This is a genomic window from Faecalibacterium langellae (genome assembly GCF_002549775.1).
GTDB classification, from domain to species: Bacteria; Bacillota; Clostridia; order Oscillospirales; family Ruminococcaceae; genus Faecalibacterium; species Faecalibacterium langellae.
Genome location: NZ_NMTR01000021.1, coordinates 834,803 through 853,235, shown reverse-complemented (window position 1 = coordinate 853,235; position 18,433 = coordinate 834,803). Strand labels below are relative to the sequence as shown.

At 59.4% G+C, this 18,433-nt stretch carries 18 protein-coding genes and 1 riboswitch; of the genes, 9 read left to right on the top strand and 9 right to left on the bottom strand.

All coding sequences use genetic code 11. From position 1 onward, the window contains the following. Positions 1 to 168: 168 nt before the first annotated feature. From CGS49_RS12555 to CGS49_RS12540, 4 genes are all read right to left on the bottom strand, one after another. Positions 169 to 612, bottom strand: coding sequence for a helix-turn-helix domain-containing protein (locus CGS49_RS12555; RefSeq protein ID WP_097802132.1), 444 nt, complete (start codon positions 610 to 612; stop codon positions 169 to 171). Further along, positions 599 to 1,690, bottom strand: coding sequence for an acyltransferase family protein (locus CGS49_RS12550; RefSeq protein WP_097802131.1), 1,092 nt, complete (start codon positions 1,688 to 1,690; stop codon positions 599 to 601). The genes CGS49_RS12555 and CGS49_RS12550 overlap by 14 nt, the downstream gene beginning before the upstream one ends. A gap of 126 nt (positions 1,691 to 1,816) precedes the next feature. Beyond that, positions 1,817 to 2,716 (bottom strand): D-isomer specific 2-hydroxyacid dehydrogenase family protein, encoded by a 900-nt coding sequence (locus CGS49_RS12545; RefSeq protein ID WP_097802130.1) that lies wholly within the window; start codon positions 2,714 to 2,716, stop codon positions 1,817 to 1,819. Positions 2,717 to 2,731: 15 nt separating this feature from the next. Continuing rightward, on the bottom strand, positions 2,732 to 3,532 hold the full coding sequence (locus tag CGS49_RS12540) for an aspartate dehydrogenase domain-containing protein (protein ID WP_097802129.1): 801 nt from the start codon (positions 3,530 to 3,532) through the stop codon (positions 2,732 to 2,734). A 119-nt stretch (positions 3,533 to 3,651) separates the two neighbouring features. On the opposite strand from CGS49_RS12540, the gene CGS49_RS12535 reads away from it, so the two are divergent. Together CGS49_RS12535 and CGS49_RS12530 are read left to right on the top strand one after the other, a co-directional pair. Next, on the top strand, positions 3,652 to 4,224 hold the full coding sequence (locus tag CGS49_RS12535) for a chromate transporter (RefSeq protein WP_097802128.1): 573 nt from the start codon (positions 3,652 to 3,654) through the stop codon (positions 4,222 to 4,224). After that, positions 4,221 to 4,793 carry a chromate transporter gene (locus CGS49_RS12530; protein WP_097802127.1) on the top strand — a complete coding sequence of 191 codons (573 nt, stop codon included), beginning with the start codon at positions 4,221 to 4,223 and terminating at the stop codon, positions 4,791 to 4,793. The genes CGS49_RS12535 and CGS49_RS12530 overlap by 4 nt, the downstream gene beginning before the upstream one ends. A gap of 21 nt (positions 4,794 to 4,814) precedes the next feature. Here the strand turns inward: CGS49_RS12530 and CGS49_RS12525 are convergent, their stop codons facing one another. Then, on the bottom strand, positions 4,815 to 5,270 hold the full coding sequence (locus CGS49_RS12525) for a MerR family transcriptional regulator (protein WP_097802126.1): 456 nt from the start codon (positions 5,268 to 5,270) through the stop codon (positions 4,815 to 4,817). 136 nt (positions 5,271 to 5,406) lie between these two features. Here CGS49_RS12525 and CGS49_RS12520 point away from each other — a divergent pair, with 136 nt between their 5' ends. Next, complete coding sequence (locus tag CGS49_RS12520; protein WP_097802125.1) at positions 5,407 to 5,940, top strand: LOG family protein; 534 nt, start codon at positions 5,407 to 5,409, stop codon at positions 5,938 to 5,940. A gap of 107 nt (positions 5,941 to 6,047) precedes the next feature. On the opposite strand, the gene CGS49_RS12515 is transcribed toward CGS49_RS12520, so the two are convergent. Further along, positions 6,048 to 6,317 carry a hypothetical protein gene (locus CGS49_RS12515; RefSeq protein ID WP_097802124.1) on the bottom strand — a complete coding sequence of 90 codons (270 nt, stop codon included), beginning with the start codon at positions 6,315 to 6,317 and terminating at the stop codon, positions 6,048 to 6,050. Positions 6,318 to 6,668: 351 nt separating this feature from the next. On the opposite strand from CGS49_RS12515, the gene CGS49_RS12510 reads away from it, so the two are divergent. Continuing rightward, positions 6,669 to 7,421: a ZIP family metal transporter gene (locus CGS49_RS12510; protein ID WP_242975467.1), complete on the top strand. Its 753-nt coding sequence runs from the start codon at positions 6,669 to 6,671 to the stop codon at positions 7,419 to 7,421. Between the two features lie 272 nt (positions 7,422 to 7,693). Beyond that, positions 7,694 to 9,208, top strand: coding sequence for an alanine/glycine:cation symporter family protein (locus tag CGS49_RS12505; protein ID WP_097802123.1), 1,515 nt, complete (start codon positions 7,694 to 7,696; stop codon positions 9,206 to 9,208). A gap of 56 nt (positions 9,209 to 9,264) precedes the next feature. Here the strand turns inward: CGS49_RS12505 and CGS49_RS12500 are convergent, their stop codons facing one another. Continuing rightward, complete coding sequence (locus CGS49_RS12500) at positions 9,265 to 10,347, bottom strand: mechanosensitive ion channel family protein (RefSeq protein ID WP_097802122.1); 1,083 nt, start codon at positions 10,345 to 10,347, stop codon at positions 9,265 to 9,267. Between the two features lie 168 nt (positions 10,348 to 10,515). Next, positions 10,516 to 10,636, top strand: a riboswitch (FMN riboswitch). Between the two features lie 151 nt (positions 10,637 to 10,787). On the opposite strand from CGS49_RS12500, the gene CGS49_RS12495 reads away from it, so the two are divergent. Then, on the top strand, positions 10,788 to 11,387 hold the full coding sequence (locus CGS49_RS12495) for an ECF transporter S component (protein WP_097802121.1): 600 nt from the start codon (positions 10,788 to 10,790) through the stop codon (positions 11,385 to 11,387). Between the two features lie 343 nt (positions 11,388 to 11,730). Here CGS49_RS12495 and CGS49_RS12490 read toward each other — a convergent pair whose 3' ends face one another. Further along, a complete protein-coding gene (locus CGS49_RS12490; protein ID WP_097802120.1) occupies positions 11,731 to 13,149 on the bottom strand; it encodes an MATE family efflux transporter in 1,419 nt (472 codons plus the stop codon). A 166-nt stretch (positions 13,150 to 13,315) separates the two neighbouring features. Between CGS49_RS12490 and CGS49_RS12485 the strand changes: the two genes are divergently transcribed. Next, the gene (locus CGS49_RS12485; RefSeq protein WP_097802119.1) at positions 13,316 to 14,269 is read left to right on the top strand and encodes an MraY family glycosyltransferase; all 954 of its coding nucleotides are present in this window, start codon (positions 13,316 to 13,318) and stop codon (positions 14,267 to 14,269) included. A gap of 77 nt (positions 14,270 to 14,346) precedes the next feature. Here the strand turns inward: CGS49_RS12485 and CGS49_RS12480 are convergent, their stop codons facing one another. Continuing rightward, on the bottom strand, positions 14,347 to 16,293 hold the full coding sequence (locus CGS49_RS12480; RefSeq protein ID WP_242975466.1) for a glycerophosphodiester phosphodiesterase: 1,947 nt from the start codon (positions 16,291 to 16,293) through the stop codon (positions 14,347 to 14,349). A gap of 382 nt (positions 16,294 to 16,675) precedes the next feature. On the opposite strand from CGS49_RS12480, the gene CGS49_RS12475 reads away from it, so the two are divergent. Both CGS49_RS12475 and CGS49_RS12470 read left to right on the top strand, forming a co-directional pair. After that, complete coding sequence (locus CGS49_RS12475; RefSeq protein ID WP_097802118.1) at positions 16,676 to 17,995, top strand: carboxyl transferase domain-containing protein; 1,320 nt, start codon at positions 16,676 to 16,678, stop codon at positions 17,993 to 17,995. 50 nt (positions 17,996 to 18,045) lie between these two features. Beyond that, positions 18,046 to 18,426 (top strand): biotin/lipoyl-containing protein, encoded by a 381-nt coding sequence (locus CGS49_RS12470; RefSeq protein WP_097802117.1) that lies wholly within the window; start codon positions 18,046 to 18,048, stop codon positions 18,424 to 18,426. Positions 18,427 to 18,433: the final 7 nt, after the last annotated feature.

Here is an 18,433-nt window from a genome sequence, read left to right as displayed (position 1 = left end):
AGCATAGAAAGCCCGGATGCACCATGATGGGAGCGGTAAGCTGTAAAAATCAGGGGGTAAGCTGCAAAATGCCGTGCTGTCAATGGAGCTTTCCAAAGGCAGCACGGCATTTTTAGAACTTGATTTTAATGGCAGTTTCTTTTGAGAAAGCATTTCCGCGGCGGTCGATCATTCACCGGATCCCATGTGCCGCATCTGCTCCATCAGCCGGAGCTGTTCCAGAAACTTTTTCTCTTTGAGGATGGCGATGCCTTGCTCCTCATCGCCCAAAATCAACAGATTGTCGCCCGGCTGGATGTCAAAAATTTTCCGCGCATTGGCAGGGATAACGATCTGCCCTTTGTCGCCCACCTTTACCATGCCGAAAATGTGTTTGCCTTTGGGCGGCACTTCCAACCCCATGTTTTCCCGGTCGGTTTTCTCGTAGTTCACCAGATCATCCATGGAAACGCCGAAAATATCCGCCAGCTGTTTGCACCGTTCGATGTCTGGCAGCGATTCCCCAGTCTCATACTTTGAAAGGGTCTGGCGGGTCACGCCGATCTTTTCGGCCAGCTCGTCCTGCGAAAGGCCGTTTGCCCTGCGGAGCGAGATGAGATTATCCTTGAACACGTTCTTTCTCCTTTCGCAGCCCGAGAACGCACCAGCGCAGAACGGGGATCCGGCTGATCAGTGCATTCAGCAGGTACGCGCCCGCAAAGGCACCGATGCCCACGAGCAGGTAAACCAGCACTTCCGGGGCGTTCGGGGCGTGCTCGCGCAGTCCGCACGCAATCACTGCAATGGGCAGGTAATGGAAGATGTAGAGCCCCCACGACTGGCTTGCCATCCAGCGGGTGAAGCTGTTTGCGGTGTCGGCATAGTGTTTCATGGTCGTGAGGATGCCCAGGATGGCAAACCAGCAGTAGGCGCAGGCATGGATATTGTTCAGCACGGGCGCAACGGCGTAGTTCTCGCCCAAATAGCGCAGGGTGTACGAGATGCCAAGCACAGCCGCCGCTAAATCAAACATCCACCACCACTTGCACAGCCGCTCCATGACTTCATCGTGGGAGAACAGGAAATACCCGGCGAAGAAGCTGAACCCGTAGATGCCGAACCGATATACCGTAACGACGGGGGTGTTCAGCACCTGCGCAGAGCCATAAACAACGATCACCAGCAGTGCGATGCTCCAGACCGGTGCCTTGGAACAGAAGTTCCAGAACCGGTCTTTTTCCATTTTCCGCACGGCCAGCAAGAGCACAGAGAACAGCCAGAGCATCTGGATGTACCACAGCGGCCCCACGCCGGACAGCACCGCAATCAGATACAGCACCGGCTTCGGGATGGCGGAAAAGTCCACGCCGCCGCCAATTTTTACGTTGTAAAGGCCGAGGATCCACTGGAACACGAACAAGCCGATCGTGGACGGGACCAGCAGCTTGCGCGTTTTGTCCTTCAAAAACTGCTTCGTGGTGTGGCTTTGCAGGCAGTACCGCGCGCTCATGCCCGACACAACGAACAGCAGTGCCATGAACCAGGGGTAGACCAGATACAGGAAACCATCCTGGAACTGATGCTCCCGAAACGGTCCGATGACGCCAAAGGGCTGCACGCCGTTGAACATGTAGATCACATGGTAGATCACAACAAGGACGACAGTCGCCCAGCGGATGTTATCTAGATAGGGTTTTCGCGAGGAACTCATATTATTCCCACCTTTGCAATGATTTTTAACATAGTATAGCACGAAATCAATGAATACGCGACCAACTTTTCTTGGCGGAAATTCGGCTTTCTTGTTAAAAATCGTTGCGGCGGACCGGGCGGGGACTCAGCCCTCGTGCAAGGCGGTGCGGATGTTCGCCAGCACCTTCTGGCTCAGCAGCACAAAGGCCTGTTTGGTGCGGCCTGCGGAGACATTCGCGCAGTGGACGTTCTCTTTTTCAAAGAACCCCTCGCTGACAGGCCCGGCGGCGGCGCGGGTGTCGCAGAAGAAGTGGGTGCCCGGCAGGGTGAGCCAGTCTTCCAGTGCTGCAGAATCAAAGCCCGGGCCGATGGAGGTGTTGAACAACACTTTGCCTGCGCCCAGCTGGGCGAACTCCTCACGGCCCAGCAGCAGCACGTTCTTGTTCAGGCAGGTGAACACCACTTCGCTCTCGGCCAGCAGCTGGGCCAGCGGCTTGTAGGCCATGCCGGCAGCTTCGGCGTCCGGCTTGCGGCTGCGGCTGTAATAGCTGATATCCGCACCCATGAACTGCAGCGCATCGGCGATCATCCGGCCGGACACGCCCAGGCCCACGATGCCCACCTTCAGCCCGGTGATCTCCACCGGCTCGTCCCGCAGCATGGGCATCCCGAAGCCGTGCAGCAGGCCGGTCAGCTCGTGCAGCACATACTCCACCACGCCGCGGTCGCCGTAATCCCGGATGCCCAGCACCTGGATGCCCCGGGTGCGGGCGTAGGCGATGTCCACATTGGCGCTTTCCTCGGAGTAAAGGCTGCAGCACATGCCGATGTAGCGGATGTTCGGGCAGCGCTCAATGACGCTCTTGCCCATGCGGGAGGTGTAGCTCAGCAGCACCGCGTCGGCGTCCCCGATGCGGCGGACGATCTCGTCCTCGTCGGCGGGGATGTCGGGGTAGAGCACGACTTCCTTTGCGTAGGCGTGCAGTTCTTCCTCGGCAGAGGGAATCAGGCTGACGGGCTCAATGGCAACCAGCTTTTCAAACATCACAAGGCACCTCCTTTAATAGAAGCAGACCGGGGAGGCCAGGTTGCGCAGCAGGGCCACCACGCTCCAGCCGGCGATGGCGCTGGTGGAGGAGCAGATGTCCACAGTGGCCTTCACGCCCTCGATCTCGGCGGTGATGCAGTGGTCGTCGCCCACCCAGCCGGGCACCGAGTGCATGGTCACGCCGGTGATGTCCGGGCCGGTGGTGGCCAGCGAGGTGGCCACAGCCACATTCACGCGGCGGGGGAAGGTGGCAATGGCCTGCTTGGCATTGCCGGTGAAGACGGTGGTCTTTTCGGTGTCGGTCAGCAGGTGGTCTGCCCACACGGGCGTGTTGCGGAAGCCCTTGGCACCGGTGTGGGTCTCGATGCCGGCGGTCTCGGCCAGGTGCTGCGCTTCGGCCATCAGGGTGACGGTCTGCAGCACGTCAAAGCCGCCGATGGCACCGCTGGCCAGATGCACCTTGGCCCCGCCTTCCACGGCAGCAGCCTTGACATCGGCATAGAAATCAAGGTCTGCAAAGGCACCGATGGAGATGATGACGAGGTTCACACCCTTTTTCAGCACGGGGATGGCCATGGCGCGCACGGCTTCGACGGAAGCGGTCTCCACGATGTACTCCGGCTCCAGTGCCAGCAGGGCGTCCACATCGTCGCAGACGGCGCAGCCCACGGTGGCAGCAGTCTTTTCGGCCGAAGCGCGGGTGCGGCTGGTGACGCCCACCAACTCATAGTCCGGCAGCAGGCCGTTCTTCCATGCGTCGGCCACGATGTTGCCCAGAAAGCCGCAGCCCACGATGCCAAATTTTGTTTTCATATCCGTATCCTAAACTCCTTTTTTCTGCTTTTTCCAAAGAAAGCAGCATATTCCTTTTTTAAAGTATACCATAGAAGCTGGAAAAATGATATAATGAAGCGAAAGAAGGGTGGAAGGGTATGTCAAAGACAAAAGAGCTTTTTACGACATTTTTCAAGATCGGCTCGTTCACCTTTGGCGGCGGCTACGCCATGGTGGCCCTGCTGGAGCACGAATTTGTGGAGCAGAAGCAGTGGGTGAGCCGGGAAGAATTTCTGGATATGGTCGCCATTGCCGAGTCCACCCCGGGCCCCATGGCGGTGAACAGCGCCACTTACATCGGCTACAAGATCGGCGGCTTTTCTGGCGCGGCAGCCTCCACGCTGGCCGTGTGCATCCCGTCGTTTGCAGTCATCTACATCATCTCGCTGTTCTTCGACCAGTTTCTGGCGCTCTCGGTGGTGGCAAGCGCCTTCCGGGGCATCCAGGCCTGTGTGATCTATCTGATCCTTTCGGCGGGGCTGAAGATGCTGAAAAATCTGGAACGCACTCCCTTCAACCTGCTGGTGCTGGCGGCGGTCGTGGCGGCCATGGTGAGCTGCTCGGTGCTGGCGGTGTCCTTCTCGTCCATCTTCTACATCCTGCTCAGCGGGGCCGCCGGGCTGGCGGTGTACCTTGTACGGCAGCTGCGGAAAGGGGGCAAGCGCGCATGATCTGTCTGGAACTGTTTCTCAACTTTCTCATGATCGGTACGCTGTCTTTCGGCGGCGGCTATGGCATGATCTCGCTGGTGCGGGAGGTAGTGCTGGGCCACGGCTGGCTGACTGAAGCGGAGTTCCTCAGCTTCATTGCAGTGTCGGAGTCCACGCCCGGGCCGCTGGCGGTGAACATGGCAACTTTCATTGGCTCCTCGCAGGCAGGCTTTGCCGGGGCGCTGTGCGCGACGCTGGGGGTGGTGCTGCCGTCCTTTGGCATCATCCTGCTGATCGCGGCGGCACTGAAAAGCCTGCTGAAATACCCGGCTGTGGAAGCCATCCTCTCCGGGGTGCGGCCCTGCGTGGTGGCCATGATCCTTGCCACGGCCATCACCATGGCGCTTTCGACGCTGGGCGGCTTCCAGAGTCTTGCGGGCGGCTTTGCGCCGGATGGACGTTCCATCTTTGTATTTGCACTTTTGTGGGCAATACATCTGCTCTACAAAAAGAAAACGCAGAAAGCGCCGTCTCCCATCGGGATGATCGTGCTTTCTGCGGTGTTGGGTGTCATATTGTGGGGCGTATAAAGGAACGAAACGGAGAGGGTCTTACTTCTCCGGCATTTTCTGCAGTTCCTGCCGGATGACGCGGAACTGCTCTGGGATCTGCTCCAGCGGCATATACTTCGGCGTGTCGATGGTGCCGGTGGCCTGCGCCGTTTCGTAATACCAGCACTTGTAGTCCACCATGCTCATGGTGTGCTGCAGCTCTGCCATCTGGGCTTCCAGCACTTCGCGCTGGTGGCGGAACATGGCAAGCCGCGTGTCAATGGTGTCGTTGCCCTGCATGGCCAGTTCAATGTACTGCCGGATGTCCTTGATGGACATGCCGGCTTTTTTCATGCAGCCGATCACCCGCAGCCATTCCAGGTCGGAATCCTGAAACAGCCGGATTCCGCCGGAGGAACGCGCCACAAAGGGCAGCAGACCTTCTTTATCATAGTAGCGCAGGGTGGATGCGGGAACATCCAGCATTTTTGCCATTTCTCCAACGGTGTAGGGCATGGGGCATCCTCCTTTGTAAAAACCAGACATCACAATTATGATATACCGGCACGGTCTGCCTGTCAAGAGCGGGCGGCGCTTTGCGTTTTGGGGCAGATGTGCTATAATCAGTTCAAAGTGAAAGGGGAGAAAAACGATGAAGATCACCGTATATCTTGGGGCCAATGAGGGCAGCGACCCTGCCCTGAAGCAGGCTGTGCAGGAGCTGGGCAGCTGGATCGGCCAAAGCGGCAACGCGCTGGTCTACGGCGGCTCCCGCAGCGGGCTGATGGGCACGCTGGCGGAAAGCGTGCTGGCAGCGGGCGGCGAAGTGACCGGCGTGGAGCCGCAGTTCTTTGTGGACCGGGAGCTGCAGCACGACGGCCTGACACAGCTGATCGTGACAAAGGACATGACCGAGCGCAAAACAAAAATGATCGAGCTGGGCGATGCGTTCATCGCATTCCCCGGCGGCACCGGCACATTGGAGGAGATCGCTGAGGTGATGAGCAAGGTGTCGCTGGGCCAGCTGGACGCCCCCTGCATCCTGTATGATCTGAACGGCTACTACAGCGGCCTGAAAGCGCTGCTGGCAGAGATGATCCGCAAGGGGCTTTCCTCGCCAGAGCGGCAGCAGGGCATCTGCTTTGCACGCGATCTTGGCGAGATCCGCGCGGCGCTGCATGCCTGAAAACGCAGCCGCCGACAAACGAAAAAAGGTGCCGCTCCCGTAGAGAGATCCCTGCGGGAGCGGCACCTTTTATTGCTTATCAGAAGTTGGACGTGCTGTCAGCCAAATCAGGCGGCAGTAGAAGCAGCGACCTCAGAAACAGCCTCGGACTCAGCAGCCTCGGAAACAGCCTCAGACTCGGCAGCCTCGCTGGAAACGGCCTCGGACTCAGCGGTCTCGGAAACAGCCTCAGACTCAACAGCCTCGGAAGAAGCAGCAACGCTGGAAGCAGCCTCAGAGGAAGATGCAGCAGTGGAGGAAGCGGAACCGCCGCAAGCGGTCATACCAACAGCCAGAGCCAGAGCAACAACAGCAACAGCAACATTCTTGAGTTTCATATCTAAAATCTCCTTACTTTTCCTGAAAAATTTCTCTTGCAGAGCCCCTACAGGAAGGACTGCTCTGCAAGACAGTATTCTATCGCATTTTACAAAAAAATCAAGTGGAATTTAGGCATAAAATGCACAAATCGGGGAGAATCTACGCTTTTGTTATAATTTTATGCCAAAAGTCAAACACTTTTTGTCAAAATGTCCCCAGGGCGGGAAATACTGGAAAAGAATCTTTGCCGGCTTGTAATTACTTTGTAAATTTCTTCCGAACAAGCTTTTCTTAAATGTGGTCTGAAACGTGCGTTCTGCACCTTTTTGCTCCGGCGTACATACACCGAAGCAAAGGGGGAATGCATCTTGAACCAGATCTTATTGACCGCCTGGGTGCTGCTGTTCCCGGCGGGGTGCACGGCATTGGGGGCTGCCGGGGTGTTTTTGCTGCGGCGCACAGCCCGGCCCTGCACCCAGCGCATCTTGTGCGGTATGGCGGCGGGCATCATGCTGGCAGCCAGCGTGTGGAGCCTGCTGCTGCCCGCTATCGAGCGCGCCCGGCAGCAGGCCATCCCGGCCTGGATCGCGCCTTCGATAGCGCTGGTGCTGGGGGCCGTGGGCCTTTTGCAGCTGGAGCAGGCAGCAGGGGAGCTGCTGGCAGGCGGGAGCGGGCACGGCGGCCGCATGGTGCTGGCGGTGACGCTGCACAATCTGCCGGAGGGCATGGTGGCGGGCCTTGCCGCTGCACTGGCCCTCACCGGAGAGCCGGACGCCGTCAGCGGGGCGCTGGCGCTGAGCATCGGCATCGGCCTGCAGAACATCCCGGAGGGCGCAGCGGTCAGCCTGCCGCTGTTGCACAGCGGCCGCACCCGCGGGCAGGCGTTCTGGGCCGGGGCAGCGTCCGGCCTTGTGGAGCCGCTGGGGGCGGTGCTGGCCTTTGCACTGGCCGAGTGGGTCGGCGCGGCACTGCCCTGGCTTATGAGCGCGGCGGCAGGGTGCATGGTCTGCGTGACGGCGCAGGAGATGATCCCCCAGGCGGTGGAAGCTGACGAGCCCGCCGGTGTGGTGAGCATCGTGCTGGGCTTTGCGCTGATGATGGCGCTGGATGTGGCGCTGTAACGGGAGAAAGTCATACAAAAGAAAAATTCAGCCGCCTCAAAATACAGCTGAAAATTCAGCAACTTACAGAAGGAGTTCTTGCACGGAGGCGGATTTTATGGTATCCTGTCTGCAACGTATCCGCGAGGAATACGGGGCAAGAACAAATGGACACAACGGTGTGGCTGCCTGCTGAAAGGTACCGCACCGGTGTGCGGAATCAAGCATCCTGCAATGCGGGCAGAGCCACAAAAGGTTCTGCCCGCATTTTTTACAAAGAGGGGGAATACAGGATGCTGGAAACCATTACGAGCATCAACGGCACGGTCAATGGAGTGGTCTGGGGGCCTGTGGGTCTGGCGCTTCTGTTCGGCACGGGTCTGGTCATGACGGTGCGGACCGGGGGATTTCAATTCGGGCGCTTCGGCCACTGGATGAAGAACACCATCGGTGCGATCTTCACCAATAAAAATGTGACGGCGCATACCACGAAGGAGGATATGGCCATCAGCCAGTTCCAGAGCCTTTGCACGGCGCTTGCCGCCACCATTGGTACGGGTAATATCGTGGGTGTGGCCACGGCCATCATCAGCGGCGGCCCGGGTGCCATTTTCTGGATGTGGATCATGGCCATCCTTGGTATGATGACCAACTATTCGGAAAATGTTCTGGGCATCTTCTACCGCCGCAAGAACGAAAAAGGTGAGTGGAGCGGCGGTGCCATGTATTACCTTGCCGACGGTCTGGGCGCAAAGAAAGGCTGCAAGACTCTGGGCCGGGTGCTGGCGGTGCTGTTCTCCTGTTTCTGCGTGCTGGCGTCGTTTGGCATCGGCAACATGAGCCAGATCAACTCCATTGCCGGCAACATGAACACTGCGTTCAGCATTCCCAATGTGGTTACCGGCATTGCATTGGTCATCCTTTCTGCGCTGGTCATTCTGGGCGGCCTGAAGCGTGTGGCAGCTGTCACCGAAAAGATCGTTCCGGCAATGGCGGTCATGTACATTGTGGGCGCCCTGATCGTGGTAGGTGCACACTTCACGGCCATTCCTGCGGCATTTGCAGCCATCTTCAAGGGCGCATTCGCGCTGCCCGCAGCGGGCGGCGGCATTCTGGGCTACGGCGTTTCGCAGGCCATCACCTGGGGTTTCAAGCGCGGCGCATTCTCCAACGAAGCGGGCCTCGGTTCGTCGGTCATGGTGCACTCGTCTTCCAATGTGCGGGAGCCGGTGCAGCAGGGCATGTGGGGCATCTTTGAGGTCTTTGCGGACACCATCGTTGTCTGCACTCTCACGGCACTGGTGGTGCTCACCTCCGGCTTTGTGGACCTGGATACCGGCCGGATGCTCTCCGATGTGCAGGGCAGTGCGCTGGTGGGCCAGGCGTTCTCCACGGTGTTCGGCCACTACGGCCCCAAGTTCATTGCGGTGTCCATCCTGCTGTTCGCGTACTCCACCGTGCTGGGCTGGAGCCATTACGGCACCAAAGCGTTTGAATATCTTTTTGGTACGAAGGCCAGCGTCGGCTACAAGGTCGTGTTCGTGGGCATGGTGATGGTGGGTGCCACCATGAAGCTGGGCCTTGCGTGGGACCTTTCCGACACCTTCAACGGCCTGATGATGCTGCCGAACCTGATCGGTGTGCTGGCCCTGTCCGGCACGGTGGCAAGAATCACAAAAAATTACATCGACCGCAGGCTCCATGGCAAGAACGTGGCACCGCTGTGGTCAGCGTTTGAGGAGTATCAGCGGGAAGAAGAAGCACAGGAGGCTGCAGAGGTGCAGCTGGATAAAGCCGCAAATGAATAACGAAAAATGCCGCCCCGGTTCAGGCCGGGACGGCATTTTTCTGCGCGCAGGGGCGCTTATTTCTTTTCGATGTACACGCTGGTGGAGGGGAAGGCAAAGTCCACGCCGTCCGCCTGCATGATGTCCATGATGTTCAGGTTCAGATCGTTCTGCATCTGCAGAAATTCCGTGTAGGCATTGGTGGTCAGATATGCCGATACCAGAATGTTGATGCTGGAATCGCCGAAGCTCACCAGCTGCACGATGTTGGTGCCCTTGTTTGTGTAGGGACTTTCGTCCAGCATGGCTTTCAGGTCGGCCATCAGCTGTTCGAGCTTGGGGCGGGTGGTGCCGTAGGTGACGCCCAGGTTGAACTTGTAGGGCCGCATGGTGCGCAGGGCAGCGTTCTGCACCGTAGAGGAACAGATCTTGCTGTTGGTCACCACGTTGATGGTCTTATCCAGTGAACGGATGCGGGTGGAGCGGAAGTTGATGTCGATCACTTCGCCTTCCACATCGCCCACCGTGATCCAGTCGCCCACCGAGAAGGGCTTGTCCAGCAGGATGACGATGCCGGAGAACAGGTTTCTGGCACTTTCCTGCGCGGCCAGCGAGATGGTCAGGCCGACAAGACCGGCACCGGCAACGATGCTGCCAATGGGGAAGCCTACTTCCTGCGCCAGCGCGGCCACGCACAGCACGACGACCAGCACCTTGTAGCTGGTGTCCAGCAGGGAGAGCAGGGTCTTGTTGGAGCGAATCTCCGGGCTGCAGGAAGCCAGCAGCAGGTCGGCCAGGTCAGAGGCTGCATACAGGCCCTTGCATGCCAGCAGGGTCATGGCCAGCTGAAAGACCACTAGCGCCAGTTTGTAGAGGCCGGGAATGGCCCAGGGCAGGCTGACGGCAGCCAGATAGAACCCGGCAGCGGTGCACATGCGCTGGACCGGCTCGGCAAAGCTGCGCAGCAGGATGGGTGTACCGGCAAAGTGCCAGCTGCGGGCCAGCAGGGCAGGAAAGCCCTTTTTTGTCAGCCAGCGGCGCACCAGCCATGCTGCCAGCAGAATGAGCAGGGCACAGAGGACACGGGCGGCAAAGGCCAGCCAGCCTTCCAGAAAGAGGGAGCCCAGCTCAAAAGAAAGATCACGGATCGAGAAAATCATGGAAAACCTCCTGAATTTTTTACAGCTGCCTTATGATACCATATTCCGCGCAGCGGGACAAGGCGCACGAAGACCGCCGGGAGAAAAATATGACTTTGATAAAAATTGCACAAATTGAAAATTCGGTCTTGACAAGTGCGGCCTGCCGGGCTATACTCTGTGCCAGAAAGTTCGTTTCAGGGCGGGGTGTGATTCCCCACTGGCGGTAAAGTCCGCGACCACCTTTCACAGGTGCTGACCCGGTGCAACTCCGGGACCAACGGTATAGTCCGGATGCAAGAAACGGCAGGCAAATCGTTGTCTACGCGCCCTGTTGCAGTGTTTTTTTGTTGCAGCAGGGCGCTTTTCTGTTTTGTCCTTCCCGTTCCAGAATATAGACGAAAAGAGCTTTCGGAACAAATTTTGCAAGGGGCGCAAAGCCCCGGGAAGGAATCAAAACCATGAAAAAGAACACGACCCACAACATTACCGTTGCCGCCATGCTGAGCGCGGTGGCCTTTATCCTGATGTTCATCGAGTTTCCCATCCCGATGCTCATCCCGTCCTTCGTCAAGATGGACTTCTCCGACCTGCCCGCCCTACTGGGTGCATTTGCCCTCGGCCCGGTGTACGGCGTTGTCATCAGCTTTATGAAGAACCTGCTCCACATCATCATTAAGGGCACTTCCACCGCCGGCGTCGGCGAGCTGTGCAACTTCATGCTGGGTGCGGTGTTCTCCGCCGTGGCAGGCTTCATCTACAAGCACCACAAGAGCCGCAAGACCGCCATCATCGGCGCGGTTGCCGGTGCCGCCGCCATGGCCATCTTCAGTGTGCCCTCCAACTACTTCATCACCTATCCGGCCTATGTGCAGTTCTATCACATGCCGCTGGAAGCCATCCTCGGCATGTATCAGGCCATCCTGCCTTCGGCTGACAGCCTGATCAAGTGCCTGGTCATCTTCAACATGCCCTTCACCCTGGTCAAGGGTCTGCTGGACGCCGTGCTGTGCATGCTGATCTACAAGCCGCTGTCTCCCATCCTGCACGGCCGCAAGTAATTCTGACATTCTCCTTTTTCTTCTTTTTCTCAAATCAGGCCACAGCAAAACTCCCCGGTCAGGTCCCGCAGTGCGGTTCCCGGCCGGGGAGCTGTTATTTTATAGTTAAGGCTGCAGGCCGGAAGTTTCTCCGAAGACCGTCCGCTGGGGTGGGACCCTGTTGCCGTCAGGCAATAGGGCGGGCGATGGAATGGCCTGCAACAACTGCGACTGCGGCCAGTGGCCGAAGCAAGGAGCAGTTGTTGGGGCAGCGGCCAGCAAGACGCAAGCGTAAGCGAAGCGGATGCTGGGAGCCGCAACCCGTATTTCGTGTCCGAGGAGAAAGCTGCCGGCACACGGCCAATCAGGCCAATGCTCCTTTGTCCAGCCACTTGCCCCGCGCCATGCGCACAAGGAACAGCACGCCGCGCATGGTCAGCTCAAAGCTCATGGCGAACCACACGCCCACCAGCCCGAACCGGGGGGCAAGTAGGGTGGCGAGGGTGAGCCGGATGCCCCACATGCTGACGAGGTTCAGTACAAAGCAGCCGGTGCTGTCGCCCGCGCCCTGCATGGCACCGCTGGCCACGATGCTGGCACCGAACATCGGCTCGGCCAGCGCTTCAATGCGCAGCACCTGCGCACCCAGCGCGATGACCGCCGCGTCGGCCGTGAAAATGCCCATCAGCTGCGGCGCAAAAATGTACATGCCAACGCCGGTCAGCGCCATGATGCCCACGCCCATGCCGGTGCACAGCCAGGAAAAGCGCTTGGCCATATCCCGGCGGTTCGCGCCCACGGCCTGGCCCACCAGGGCAAGGGTGGCGTCCTGGATGCCGTAGCCAGCCATATAGCACAGGCTCTCGGCGCTGACGCCCAGGCTGTTGGCCGCAATGGCGGTGGTGCCCAGACCCGACACGATGCGGATGAGCAGCACCTGTGCCGAAGAAAGGGCCGCACGCTCGGCGGCCAGCGGTGCGCCCACCTTCCACAGGTTCTGCAGGCAGGCTTTGGTGATGCGCCAGGAGCCGGGCTTGCGGATGCACAGCGGGCCGTCCCGCAGCAGCAGGATGGCAAGGGTCAGCACGCCGCTGACGATGGTGGCCAGAGCGGTGCCCAGTGCGGCACCCGGCACGCCGAGGCCTGCGCCCCAGACGGTCACGCCGTGGCCGAACAGCTCCATCTGCCGGGTGGGGTTGATGAGGAAGAAGTTGAAGATCACGTCCAGCACGCAGGTCAGCACGCTGATGAGGCCCGGCGTCAGGGCGTCGCCGGCAGAGCGCAGCATGGAGGAATAGGTGCCCATGGCCATGGCAAAGGGCAGGGAAGCGGACCAGATGGCAAAGTAGGCCGAGGCATCTGCCTGCAAAGACGGGTCCGCGCCCAGCCACCCGGGCAGGAAGCGGCTGATGCCGATGCCGAAGGCTGCCGCCGCGCAGCCCACCACGAGATTGAAAATCATGGACTGGCGCAGCACGCCCCGGGCATCGTCCTGCCGGTCGGCACCCAGATACTGCGCCACCTGAATGGCAAAGGACATGTACAGGCCCGCCAGCATCCCGTGCAGCAGCCAGGTGCTGGAGCTGACGATGCCGATGGACGCCGTGGCCGACGCACCGATGTGGCCCACCATGGCCGCGTCGATGTACTCCATGGCCGTGACCACGATCTGCTGCAGGATGGACGGGATGCTCAGCGTGAGCACCACCTGCAGGGTGTGCCGCAGCGGCACCTGTTCGCCCCGGCGCATCTGCGCCGAAAGCTGTTCGAGAGAGATGGACATAGATTCTCCTTGTATAATACCTTATAATAACAAACTAATATACCATTATAGGTGCAGGAATGTCAAAAGTCAATCTGCGGCACATTTTTCGCTGCGGGAGATTGATTTTTTCAGGGCAGCGTGATACACTTCTCTCACAACAACAAAAGAAAGAGGAATTTTGAAGATGATCGAAATGTTGCTTTCGGTCGTGGGGCAGCGCGGCGTGGACGCTCTGGCGTTCCTGCTGGCCTTTGTCCTCACGGCTCTGATGGATTCGGTATTCCACGATAAACTTCCCCATGACCACGGCCGCGAGTTTGCGGTCAACGGCGGCCTGTCCAAGGGCAAGGCCCGCGGCTCCGGCCTGATCTTCGTGCTGTGCATCGCGCTGGTGTCGCTGGCATTCCTGCCGTTCAAGGTGGAGTATATCATCTACACGGTGCTGCTCATCGCGTCCATGCTCTCCGGCTACTTCGACGATGCCGCCGAGACCGCCTGGAACGAGTACAAGAAGGGCATCATTGATTTTGTGATCGCCATCGTGGCCGGTGTCACCTACCTGAACTTCAACGGCTGCGGGGTGCAGTTCCTGCAGTGGAGCTTCACGCTGCCTTATGCCGTGTACCTGCTGCTGATCGTCATCCTGATTTGGGCCAGCATCAACGTGGTCAACTGCACCGACGGTGTGGACGGCCTGTCCGCCAGCGTGGCCGTTGTGACCATCGGCACCTACCTGCTGGCCTATAAGGAGGAGCTGGGTGACTACGGCACCGCAGGTGTCGTGTTCATGGGTGCGCTGCTGGCCTACCTGTGGTCCAACGCAAAGCCCTCCAGCCTGCTGATGGGCGATGCCGGCAGCCGTGCCATGGGCTTCTTCATCGCGATCCTGTCGCTGAAGTGCGGCCATCCCTTCGCCTTCCTGCTGGCGGCCATCGTGTTCATCGTGGACGGCAGCCTGGGCATCCTGAAGATCAGCCTGAAGCGCTTCCTGCACATCTCCATCCTCAAGAACACCCGCACCCCGCTGCACGATCATGTGCGCAAGAACAAGGGCTGGAGCGACGAGCAGGTGGTGGCCCGCTGGCTCATTCTGCAAAGTGTGGCTTCGGCACTGCTGCTGCTTCTGGTGCGCGGCTGAAATGGTTGACCAATAAAGCTGTATCAAAAAACGCCTGACGGATTGTTCCGTCAGGCGTTTTCTCATGCTATAGAATTTCAGGCTTCGTCCAGCAGCTCATCCGGGTCCTCGATGGCTTCTTCAATGATCTCGTCGGTGGAGTCGTCGTCCACGCCGTCCGGTGCGGCGAAGAAGTCGCGGATGACATCGCGGATCAGCAGCAGGTCGTCGTCCAGTTCGGCGTCCTCGCGCAGCAGGTCCTGCACCATGGCGGGTTTGTCGGTGATGACATCATCCACACCCAGGCTCAGCATGTTGCTGGCATCCTCGTCGCGGTTGATGGTCCAGGCCGAGATGGTCTTGTCACGCTTGTGGATCTGCTGCACCATGCCGGAGGTGATGAAGGTGCCCTCCACGCTGAAGAAATCGGCAGCGGGCAGGTCGTAGTAACTGCCCACGCCCATCGCGAGGATATAGCCCGTTTCGATCTCCGGGGCCAGCTCCTTCACCTTGCAAAGCGTCTCATAGCTCTGGGAGGTGATGACGCAGTCGTGAGCAAAGCCCTTTTCTTCGATGATGCGGATGGTCTCGGCTTCCAGCGCCGGGGTGGCGGCGTTGGGCTTGATCTCAATGTTCAGCTGAATTCTGCCTTTGCACAGGTCCAGCACTTCTTCCAGCGTGGGGATCTTCGTCCCGGCGTATTTCGCGCTGAACCACCGCCCGGCATCCAGCTTGCGCACCTCGTCAAAGGTCAGGTCGTAGATGTTGGTGTTCCGTCCGGTGCAGCGGCGCAGGCTGGTGTCGTGGGTCACCATCACCACGCCGTCTTTGGTCATCTGCACGTCCAGTTCGGCGCGTTCGCAGCCCTGGTCGATGGCCAGCTGAAAGGCTGGCAGGGTGTTCTCCGGCGCGGCAGAGGAGTAGCCCCGGTGCGCCGTGATGATGGGTGCCGTGCCGCCCAGCATGGTGCGCAGCTCGTCGCCTGCGGGCAGGATGATATACACGGCAGACAGCACAAAAGTGAGCAGCGTTGCGCCTGCAACGGCCGCAGCCAGGAGCTTCCGGGTGCTGAAGCGGCTGCCCGGCAGTGCATCTTCTTCCGGGGGTGTGTCTGTCTGCAGGCGGGCATACAGCAGCGCAAGGATGGTGCATTGGCCCAGAAGGATGATACAGTCCGCGAGAAACTCAAAGAAGGGCAGCTCCACCACCAGTGCAGCCCGGGACATGGCGAACATGGCCTGCGTGCTCTCCAGCCCCACCGCAAGGATGATCCCATACAGCGGCACGGCCACTGCCAGCAGCCGCAGCGCTGCGCCGACGGCCACCGAAAGGTTCCAGCGTGTCAGCAGCAGAAAAACGCGGAAAAACCGCCCGCGCACAAAGTCGAAGCTCTCCCGGGCGGCCTGCCACAGGCTTTTGCGCTCCAGCACGAACAGCGGCAGCACCAGCGCCCCGCCGACCCACAGCGCCAGAAGCACCAGTGCCCCGGCCAGATAGAGCGCGTGGTACCGGGCGTTGGCCCGGATGACACCCAGAATGTATTCCGGCACAGCCAGCTGGGTGATATAATCCGAAGCGAGGAAAAAGCTCGTGAAGGGAATGAGCAGGGCACTGTAGATCAGGATGAGCCAGTTCTGCGGCAGCCATGCGTGGGCGATATCCCGGAGCGAATCGCCCAGCAGGGGAAGCAGGCGGAGCGTCTCGCCCCGGCGGGCGCGGTCCAGCCCGTGCAGCAGGATGGAAAACCCGTACAGGGCCCAGAACGCAGTCAGAACAGCGATGGCCGCGATGCAGCCGACGATGGCAGGGGAGGTGAAGATGTCGGAAGCGTTGCTGTTGTTCAGGTAATGCATCGGCGCGAACCGCAGCGTCAGCGACCAGATCTGCTGCATCAGCGGCACGAACAGGAAGCTGGACGCGGCCCGGTACAAAACCGCTGCGGCCAGCACGGCGGGCCCGGCCCGGTGCATGATGCTGTGCGCAGTTTGCCGGAAGGAACCATAAGTCTGGTTTGCATGCCGGAGCGATGTGAAAAGCTTTTTCAATTTTGATTTGACCTTCTTTTGCGTCCAGAGTGCGGCGGGAGCCCCGCTGCATGGAGCTTTGACATTTTTTCTGTTTGCAATTTACTATTTATATATAGTGTAACACACTCTGCGCGAAAAGCAAATGCGTGCACGGCAGGCACCATCACCAAAAATAAGAGCAATTTTTTGGTGCATGCCAGGCGGGGCAGGACACAAGGAAGTATTTTTGGAAAAACAGCAGAAAATGTCATCACGCGATACATCGTTAAAAATTTGGAAAGCACTATGCGAGAGATGTTGATTCACATGGATTTTTATAGAATCTCTTGCAATTTTTAGGGAAATTCAGTATAATAAAACCAATTTTGAAAGCTCACACAGACAACCAGGAGGTCTTATCATGGCTTCAAAGATCAATAAGGGAGAAATCCTCGCCAAGTTTTTTGATGACGGGGAATACACTGCGCTGTTTGCTGATGGCGCAGTGAGCGCTGCCTGCGGCTATGCGGCAGGTCAGCAGGCTTATGCTGTTTACCAGAATGGTGAAGCTGTCACCGTGAAGGACGTTGAGAAGAACATCAAGGTCCTGGAGATGGCTGCACAGACCGGCTGCCCGGTCGTCACGTTCTACAACTCCGTCGGCGCAAAGCTGGCCGAGGGCCTGGACGTGCTGACCGCCACTGCCAAGCTGAATGCGCAGATCGCAAAGGTTTCCGGCGTGATCCCGCAGGTGGCTGTGGTTCTGGGTGTCTGCGGCGGCACCAGCGCACTGAGCGCTGCCAACGCAGATGTCTGCATCATGGCTGAGGGCGCAGAGCTGTTCTTCACCGCTCCGTTCACCTCCGCTGCCAAGGGCGACAAGGTCGCAAATGCCGGCACCGCAGCCGCTGCTGCAAAGGCTGGTGTGGCCACCATCGTGGCTGCTGACGCTTCCGAGGCTGCCGAGAAGGCTGCCCACATCGTGGGCCTGCTGCCGGCCAACAACCTGACCGGCCCGGCGATCTTTGAGTTCGAGCAGCCGGTCGCTGCCCTCACCGCCGGCGCAGAGCCCGCAAAGGCTGCTGCCGCTGTGGTGGATAAGGACAGCGCTGTGGAGCTGTTCGCAGGCTTCGGCACCTCTGTCTACACCGCATTCGCTACCGTCGGCGGCAACGCCGTGGGCGTTGTGGCTACCGGCAAGACCCTGTGCCACAACTGCGTGGCAAAGGCTTCCCGCTTTGTGCGCCTGTGCGATGCCTTCAGCGTGCCGGTGATCACCATTGTGAACACCGAGGGCTTTGTGCCCAGCGCTACCGATGACATCGCAGGCGGCATCCGCGAGGCTGCCCGTCTGGCTGCCACCTATGCCGATGCCACCACTGCAAAGGTCACCGTTCTGGCCGGCAAGGCTGTGGGCCCTGTCTACACCGCTCTGGCCGCTGCAGACCTGCGCATCGCTGTGGAAGGCTGCGTCGTCAGCGCACTGGAGCCCAGTGCAGCTGTCAGCGTCCTGTACAAGGATGAGATCGACGCTTCCGACAACATCATTGCCGCCACCAAGGCAAAGGCTGCTGCTTACACTGCTGAGGTGTGCAGCGCAGCAAATGCAGTGGCTTCCGGTGCTGCTGACATGACCTGCGACGCCGCCAATGTCCGCGCCAGCGTCGTGGCTGCTCTGGAGCTGCTGAGCACCAAGCGTGCTGCCCGCCTGCCCAAGAAGCACGGCAACATGGCCCTGTAATCGTTTGTAATATACAGTTCAGATACGATTTTGATTTGGAGGATCCTTCCATGAAGTACTACAATATTACCGTCAATGGCGTTGCTTACAGCGTCTCCGTGGAGGAGACTGCCGCAGGCGCAGCTCCTGTTGCTGCTGCAGCTCCCGCTGCACCGGCTGCCCCCAAGGCGGCTCCGGCTCCCGCTGCTGCTCCCAAGGCTGCCGCAGGCGCAGCCGGTGCTGTCACTGTTAAGGCTCCCATGCCCGGCAACATCCTGGATGTCAAGGTCCAGGCCGGTGCATCCGTGAAGGCTGGCGACGTGCTGGTCATCCTGGAAGCTATGAAGATGGAGAACGAGATCCTGGCTCCCCAGGACGGCACCGTGGCTTCCGTCAACGTGAACAAGGGCGACACCGTCAACTCCGGTGACGTTCTGGTTTCCATGAACTAAGGGAGAG

What these genes read in the sequence shown, in the direction of transcription:
- CGS49_RS12550 (WP_097802131.1), bottom strand. Translation starts at nt 1,690, where the DNA reads ATGAGTTCCTCGCGAAAACCCTATCTAGATAACATCCGCTGGGCGACT.
- CGS49_RS12545 (WP_097802130.1), bottom strand. Translation starts at nt 2,716, where the DNA reads ATGTTTGAAAAGCTGGTTGCCATTGAGCCCGTCAGCCTGATTCCCTCT.
- CGS49_RS12540 (WP_097802129.1), bottom strand. Translation starts at nt 3,532, where the DNA reads ATGAAAACAAAATTTGGCATCGTGGGCTGCGGCTTTCTGGGCAACATC.
- CGS49_RS12535 (WP_097802128.1), top strand. Translation starts at nt 3,652, where the DNA reads ATGTCAAAGACAAAAGAGCTTTTTACGACATTTTTCAAGATCGGCTCG.
- CGS49_RS12530 (WP_097802127.1), top strand. Translation starts at nt 4,221, where the DNA reads ATGATCTGTCTGGAACTGTTTCTCAACTTTCTCATGATCGGTACGCTG.
- CGS49_RS12525 (WP_097802126.1), bottom strand. Translation starts at nt 5,270, where the DNA reads ATGCCCTACACCGTTGGAGAAATGGCAAAAATGCTGGATGTTCCCGCA.
- CGS49_RS12520 (WP_097802125.1), top strand. Translation starts at nt 5,407, where the DNA reads ATGAAGATCACCGTATATCTTGGGGCCAATGAGGGCAGCGACCCTGCC.
- CGS49_RS12515 (WP_097802124.1), bottom strand. Translation starts at nt 6,317, where the DNA reads ATGAAACTCAAGAATGTTGCTGTTGCTGTTGTTGCTCTGGCTCTGGCT.
- CGS49_RS12505 (WP_097802123.1), top strand. Translation starts at nt 7,694, where the DNA reads ATGCTGGAAACCATTACGAGCATCAACGGCACGGTCAATGGAGTGGTC.
- CGS49_RS12500 (WP_097802122.1), bottom strand. Translation starts at nt 10,347, where the DNA reads ATGATTTTCTCGATCCGTGATCTTTCTTTTGAGCTGGGCTCCCTCTTT.
- CGS49_RS12495 (WP_097802121.1), top strand. Translation starts at nt 10,788, where the DNA reads ATGAAAAAGAACACGACCCACAACATTACCGTTGCCGCCATGCTGAGC.
- CGS49_RS12490 (WP_097802120.1), bottom strand. Translation starts at nt 13,149, where the DNA reads ATGTCCATCTCTCTCGAACAGCTTTCGGCGCAGATGCGCCGGGGCGAA.
- CGS49_RS12485 (WP_097802119.1), top strand. Translation starts at nt 13,316, where the DNA reads ATGATCGAAATGTTGCTTTCGGTCGTGGGGCAGCGCGGCGTGGACGCT.
- CGS49_RS12475 (WP_097802118.1), top strand. Translation starts at nt 16,676, where the DNA reads ATGGCTTCAAAGATCAATAAGGGAGAAATCCTCGCCAAGTTTTTTGAT.
- CGS49_RS12470 (WP_097802117.1), top strand. Translation starts at nt 18,046, where the DNA reads ATGAAGTACTACAATATTACCGTCAATGGCGTTGCTTACAGCGTCTCC.